The sequence below is a fragment of the Pseudoalteromonas sp. TB64 genome (assembly GCF_000498095.1).
Classification (GTDB): domain Bacteria; phylum Pseudomonadota; class Gammaproteobacteria; order Enterobacterales; family Alteromonadaceae; genus Pseudoalteromonas.
Genome location: NZ_AUTQ01000154.1, coordinates 23,124 through 29,989, shown reverse-complemented (window position 1 = coordinate 29,989; position 6,866 = coordinate 23,124). Strand labels below are relative to the sequence as shown.

The 6,866-nt window shown below is 39.3% G+C and carries 6 protein-coding genes and 1 pseudogene; 5 read left to right on the top strand and 2 right to left on the bottom strand.

From position 1 onward, the window contains the following. Positions 1 to 840: IS4 family transposase (locus tag L647_RS0113080; protein WP_024609746.1), on the bottom strand; the 840-nt coding region annotated here is incomplete at its 3' end. A gap of 143 nt (positions 841 to 983) precedes the next feature. Then, a pseudogene (gene tolC / locus L647_RS01000000124195) lies at positions 984 to 2,344 on the bottom strand (outer membrane channel protein TolC). Between the two features lie 151 nt (positions 2,345 to 2,495). Between tolC and L647_RS0113070 the strand changes: the two are divergent. Genes L647_RS0113070 through parE form a run of 5 tightly spaced genes read left to right on the top strand, consistent with a single transcriptional unit; the run spans position 2,496 to position 6,856 of the window. Beyond that, a complete protein-coding gene (locus L647_RS0113070; RefSeq protein ID WP_024611490.1) occupies positions 2,496 to 3,122 on the top strand; it encodes an NUDIX domain-containing protein in 627 nt (208 codons plus the stop codon). 26 nt (positions 3,123 to 3,148) lie between these two features. Beyond that, positions 3,149 to 3,607, top strand: coding sequence for a DUF1249 domain-containing protein (locus L647_RS0113065; protein ID WP_024611489.1), 459 nt, complete (start codon positions 3,149 to 3,151; stop codon positions 3,605 to 3,607). Next, positions 3,594 to 4,379: a metallophosphoesterase gene (locus tag L647_RS0113060; protein WP_024611488.1), complete on the top strand. Its 786-nt coding sequence runs from the start codon at positions 3,594 to 3,596 to the stop codon at positions 4,377 to 4,379. Before L647_RS0113065 ends, L647_RS0113060 begins: the two co-directional genes overlap by 14 nt. Next, a complete protein-coding gene (locus L647_RS0113055; RefSeq protein WP_024611487.1) occupies positions 4,364 to 4,924 on the top strand; it encodes a YqiA/YcfP family alpha/beta fold hydrolase in 561 nt (186 codons plus the stop codon). Before L647_RS0113060 ends, L647_RS0113055 begins: the two co-directional genes overlap by 16 nt. A 42-nt stretch (positions 4,925 to 4,966) precedes the next feature. Next, entirely contained in the window at positions 4,967 to 6,856 is a 1,890-nt protein-coding gene (gene parE / locus L647_RS0113050; protein ID WP_024611486.1) for a DNA topoisomerase IV subunit B, read from the top strand. Positions 6,857 to 6,866 lie beyond the last annotated feature (10 nt).

The window sequence follows — 6,866 nt, the reverse complement described above, 5'->3', positions numbered from 1 at the left end:
ATAAAGAACCAGTCTGGCCTGCCAGCACTCAGGAAGCGAAGGGTCTTGTTTTCTGGCATGCGCAGATACACTCATCTCTACTTTGAAGTCATGCTCAGAGTAAGATTCAATGACGGTGTATTGCGTGTTGCTTTTAATCGGGACCATCCAGTGCGACTGTGGGTGTTGCTTACGCCAATTAATCAGTAGCTCAGCGCTGAGATAACATCGGTCAAAAATAGTTAGACTGTTATTACTTACATGACTAAATAACTGCTTTGCGTAGTTCACCTCACCTTGATAACTGGGCCCGAAGGCAACGTGGTGTATCAACCGGCTACGCAAGGAGCTTAAGGCGCATAGGCGTACAATAGGATATTCTGTATGACGGTTTTTACTGTGCTTAATATAGTGAAAGTGCTCAGCAAGAGCAGGTGTATCAGGTGCACGAAATTGCGTTCCATCGACAGAAAATAACCGGAGTCCATACCACGTATCATCAGCATCTTCTTCTTGTGTCCAATGGGCTGCACATAGGTGAAATAAGGCTTGGAGGGGGTCGCTACTGAGGCGCTGTCTCGCTTGAGGAATAGCACTTGGAGCAACCGTATCGCCCAGGGTATCAGTGAGTGTTAAATCTAACTTCTCAACAATGTCACTAATAGAGCGGTCGCGAAAAAGACCCATTGCAATGATAAGCCAGACGACAAGCTCAGCAGGTAACTTACGTTTGCGAATACTTGCTTTATCGGTCTGCTCGAGCACATTAGAAATCCACTCAAGAGGGATATGTTTCTGAAATGTAGATAAAGAGTCAGGAGTGGCGAATATATCCGTATCAAGTAACCAATGACTAAGCATAAAAATACCCTCATAATCAAAAGATGATAAGGGTATTGTGAAGCAACCAAAAGATCGGTCAACCGATCAAAAATACCTTAACTGATCGGTGTTAAGCTAAACGCTGGCTTTCAATAAATTTACATTATATTTAGTTGTGCAATTTAAGCTGCTTTTAAACCTTGGTTTATAGCAACTAAATCTTCACTTGTTAATGTACCAGCCGCTTGTTTTAAGCGAAGGGTTGATAACACGTAACGGTAACGTACATCAGCAAGGTTACGTTTTGCATCATACAAATTTTGTGTACTTACTAGCACATCAACAATAGTACGAGTACCTACTTCAAAGCCTGCTTCTGTTGCTTTAAGTGCGCTTTGGGCAGAAACAACAGCTTGCTCTAGTGCTCTGTAAGTTGCGATATCAGAAACGACTTGATTATAAGATGTAATAACCGAGCGAGTTACAGCGCGGTAATTAGTTTCGTAATCTTGGCTAGCNTAGCCGATACATAAAATGCACGCGCTTGGTTTGTTGCCGCAACTGTTGCACCACCTGAGTATAGCGGTACGCTAAAATTAAGTGCTACAGAGCTTGAGTCTGCTCTAGGCTGATCATCAAAGTTAGCGCCATTAATTTCGCGGTTAGTAAGTGAATCGCCGTAGCTTGCACTTAATGTTAATTTTGGATAATGACCCGCTTTAGCTAATTCAATTTGATCCTTAGCAATATCAACCGTAACCTTAGACACTTGTAAGTTAATGTTGTTATCTTCAGCTACTTTTACAAAGTCTTCTGAACGCTTAACTGGTTTAGTTGTTGAAAATGTATCGGTATTCAAAAAGTCTAATTTAGCGTGGTATTTTCCTGTAATTTCACGAAGTTCTTCACGTGCGGTTTCTACAGCATTACCGGCAATAATTTGTTGTGCTACTGAGTTATCAAATTCAGCTTGCGCTTCGTGTACGTCAGTAATAGCGGTTAAGCCTACAGCGTAACGTTGTTTTGTTTGCTCAAGTTGACGTTCGATTGCGCGTTTTTCAGCTTCAACAAATTCAAGGTTATCGCTTGCACTTAATACGTTAAAATAACCTTCAGCAACGCGTACAATTAAATTTTGTTTTGCTGCATCGTACAAACCGCTAGCTTGTAAAGCTTGTTTGTCGGCAATATCTAAAGTATTCCAAGCACCTAAATCAAATAAGGTTTGGCTTAAGCTAACACCACGAGTGAATTGGTCTGTGTCGCTTTCAACTTTTACTTGGCTAGCTAAATCACCAACACTTTGATAAGACGTTGCGTCACTTTTTTCATAACCCATAGTCAAACCAATTTGCGGCAAGAGCGTACTCATTGCTAAATCGCTTTGATAAGATTGTGCATCAGCTTGGGCTTTTGCTTTTAACACAGTAGGATCGTTAGCTGTGGCTATTTCAAAAACTTGTAGTAAATCTTCAGCGTTAGCTGCTGTAGTGCCTAATGCGCATGATAAACTAACCAGCGCCGCAAGAATGTTCTTTTTCATGTGGGATTCAGTCCTTAGACAATTTTTATACTAAAAGCATGGTAACGTGTTTTACTTAATAACTAAAAAAAAAAAGAGTAAAACGATACGTTCAAGTGTAACAGAATATATTAACGGATTTTAATTTATTAGATAAGCAAGAGGTAGCCATATGGCTAATAAAAATTTGGTTCAATTTACCCATAAAGATGTGACCATAAAGTCGGTACAATCTCTTTATAAGGGGTTTTTTCAATTAGATTTATATCAATTTGAACATGCATTGTTTGCAGGCGGAACTTCAAAAATTATTAGCAGAGAGATTTTAGAGCGAGGCGATGCAATCGCTGTATTACCTTACGATCCCGTATCAGACACTATACTTTTAATTGAGCAAGTACGTATGGGCGCTATTAAAAGCAAACAAACTCCATGGCTGTTAGAATGTATAGCGGGTATGACCGATGGCAATGAAGATTACGAAGCGGTAGTTAAAAAAGAAGCCTTTGAAGAAGCAGGGCTTAATTTAACTGAACTTGAATTTATGTTGTCGTATCTTTCAAGTCCAGGCGGTACAACTGAACGTTTGCATTTATATTTAGCGCGCGCTGATTTAAGCGAAGTTAAATCTGGCGTTTATGGTTTAGAAACTGAAGGCGAAGATATTAGAACTCACATATTAACCGTTGATGAGGCACTTACACGGCTCAATAATGGTGAAATGGATAATGCAGCAACGGTTATTTGTATGCAGTGGCTTGCACTAAATCGTGAGAAAATGACAAACAAATGGGCATAAACTTTTACTAATATTATGGCGGTATTTTGACAGCACTTTTAACAACCCAACGATATATTCAAAGCCTTCCAAAGTATTTAACACTTTGTGAGCATAATTACTTACGACTATTAAAGTTGTTACCAAGTGATCGCGATATAGGAAGTATTCGTGAAGTGAAGTTAGGTAACAGTGAGTTTGCTACAAAAATTGATGGCAGCGCTAAGTACACTATGGATATTTCTATTAAACAATTAACAGGGATGGTTAAAGGTATTAAGCCGCTGTATTTAACAGTTAGAATGTATCACGATGCCAAAGTGGCTGAAATTGTTCATCACGATTACCATCAACGTATAAAACCTTCTTATGGTTACCCTAATCCTAAAATGCATCAAAAAGACGAAAAGTATCAGCTTAATGCTTTTTTATATGACTGGTTAGTTGCTTGTGTAGAGCACGGACAAGCGACTTTAAACTGGGATGTAAACAATGGCTTGGTTTGATGATACGTATACATTCGATAAATCATCTTTAACTATTGCACATGTCACTGATTGTCATTTGTTTGCAGATAGAACTGGTGAGTATTTTAGTATAAATACGGCTGATCATTTTGAACAAGCGCTTGCGCATATGGCGACACAACAACTTGATTGTGTGATATTTGGTGGCGATTTAACACAAGATCACAGTCTTGAATCTTACTTATTATTTAAAGAACTAATTATAAGCAGTGATTTAACGTGTCCTGTATTTTGGCTGCCAGGTAATCACGACGACATTGCATTGTTTAATCAAATTAGTGATGGGCAAATAAAAAGTGCCAAGCATGTTATTGCTAATGGCATAGAGTTATTACTAATTAATTCTAAAGGGATTACACCCGCAGGTTGGGTGACAGATACCCATTTAGATGAAATAACACAGTGCTTGATTCAATCAAGTAACAGCAAAGTGATATTTTGCCATCACAATCCTCTACCAATAAATGGCTACCTTGATAAGCATATGCTTGAAAATGGTCCGCAACTTTTAAATGTATTGGTAAATAGTGACCGAGTAAATGCAATGTTTTATGGGCATGTTCATAACGAATATGAGCAAAGCTTTAGAGGGCTTAATATTCTTTCTACTCCAGCAAGTTCGGTGCAGTTTAAAAAACATAGCTCGCAGTGGTTGCAACAAAATTGTGGTGCAGCTTATAGAATGCTTTATATAGTTTCAAAACAAGATAAAATAAGCATAAGAACGGAAGTGGTATGGCTAAACGAGTAATTTATATTCATGGCTTTAATAGCTCACAAAAATCATATAAAGCTGTGCGCTTTGGTGAGCTTATGGCACACTATGAAGTTGACTATTGTGTGCCGTGCTTAAACCACGAACCTTTACAAGCAATCATTAAGCTTGAGCAGTTATTAACACCTAATACCGTATTATTAGGAAGTTCGCTTGGCGGTTTTTTTGCCACATATTTATCGCAGCGTTATCAAATTCCTGCAGTGGTAATAAATCCCGCAGTAGCACCATACAACTTATTACAGTCATTGATTGGACCTAATTACAATCCGTATCAAGATTATCATTATGATTTAAATAATAGTCATATAGAAGCGCTCAAAGCTTTGGCTGTAAATGAATTAAAACACCCTGAACTGCTCTATTTATTACAGCAAACGGGCGATGAAGTGTTAAATTTTCAACACGCAGTAAATTATTATTCGCAATGCAAGCAGCTAGTAGAATTTGGTGGCGACCACAGTTACACCGGTTTCGAGAGCACCTTTGCAAGTATTGTAGATTTTCTTAAAGTCACGTAAAACTAGCTGAGCATAGCCTTAGCGCATATAAAGATAAAAATTATGAGTGATCAAAATTATAATGCCGAAGCCATTGAAGTACTTAATGGATTAGATCCGGTAAAAAGACGCCCAGGGATGTACACAGATACAACACGTCCCAATCATTTAGGTCAAGAGGTTATCGATAACAGTGTCGATGAAGCCATGGCCGGTCACGCCACGCGTATTGACGTGATTTTACACGAAGATAACTCACTCGAAGTTAGTGATGATGGTCGTGGTATGCCTATTGATATCCATCCGGAAGAGGGGATACCTGGGGTTGAGCTGATCTTCACTAAATTACACGCCGGTGGTAAGTTTTCTAATAAAAACTATCAGTTTTCTGGTGGTTTGCACGGGGTAGGTATTTCGGTTGTAAATGCGTTATCTACGCGTGTAGAAGTAACAGTAAGACGCGACGCTCAGCAATTTAGAATGGCATTTGAAAGCGGCGATAAAGTAGAAGACTTAAACGTAATTGGTACAGTCGGTAAGCGTAACACCGGTACTACGGTTCGTTTTTGGGCTGATGTTAGCTACTTTGATTCACCAAATTATTCAATTACTAAACTTAACCATTTATTAAAAGCCAAAGCGGTTTTATGTCCTGGGCTGCGTATTAAGTTTGTTAACAAACAAACAAAAGAAACCCAAGAATGGTTTTACGAAACAGGCTTAAAAGATTATTTAGTTGAAGCAATTAAAGGTTTTGAAACCCTACCGCAAGACCCATTTGTTGGCGAATTTAAAAGCTCAATTGAAGGCGCTGATTGGGCTGTTGTATGGCTACCTGAAGGTGGTGAATCAATAGCTGAAAGCTACGTAAACCTTATTCCTACCGCACAAGGTGGTACACACGTAAATGGTTTACGCCAAGGCTTGCTTGAAGCAATGCGTGAATTTTGTGAGTTTAGAAACTTACTCCCACGTGGTGTGAAACTGACTCCTGATGATATTTGGGATCGTTGTAGTTATGTGTTGTCGGTTAAAATGCAAGACCCTCAATTTGCAGGCCAAACAAAAGAAAAACTATCATCACGCTCGTGTTCTGCATTTGTATCGGGGGTTGTAAAAGACTCGTTTAGTTTATGGTTAAATGAACATACCGATACCGCAGAGTTATTAGCTGAGTTATGTATTTCAAATGCGCAAACTCGCTTGCGTGCAGCTAAAAAAGTAGTGCGTAAACGTGTTACTGCAGGTCCTGCTTTACCAGGTAAACTTACCGATTGTAGTGCGGCAGACAACGACCGTACCGAATTGTTTTTAGTGGAAGGTGATTCTGCTGGTGGCTCTGCTAAACAAGCAAGAGACCGTGAATTTCAGGCTATCATGCCGCTACGTGGTAAAATTTTAAATACGTGGGAAGTTGAGTCAGGTCAAATACTGGCATCACAAGAAGTACACGATATTTCAGTGGCATTGGGTATTGATCCAGAATCAACGGATATGTCGGCATTACGCTACAATAAAATTTGTATATTAGCCGATGCTGACTCGGATGGATTACACATTGCGACGTTATTGTGTGCACTGTTTGTACGTCACTTTCCTGAGTTAGTAAAAACAGGTCATGTGTATGTTGCAATGCCACCTTTATTTAGAATCGATATTGGCAAAGAAGTTTACTACGCTCTAGATGAGCAAGAGAAAACGGCAATTTTAGCGCGTATTGAAGCTGAGAAAAAACGCGGTAAAGTAAACGTTCAACGATTCAAAGGTCTAGGCGAAATGAATCCGCTGCAGTTGCGCGAAACGACTATGGACCCTAATACACGACGTTTAGTACAGCTTACTTTAGAAGATGAAGTAGAAACCATGGAAATGATGGATATGCTACTTGCTAAAAAACGATCGCCAGATCGTCGTCAATGGTTAGAAGATCATGGTAACAAAGCACAAGTTTAGCCAGCGTAAG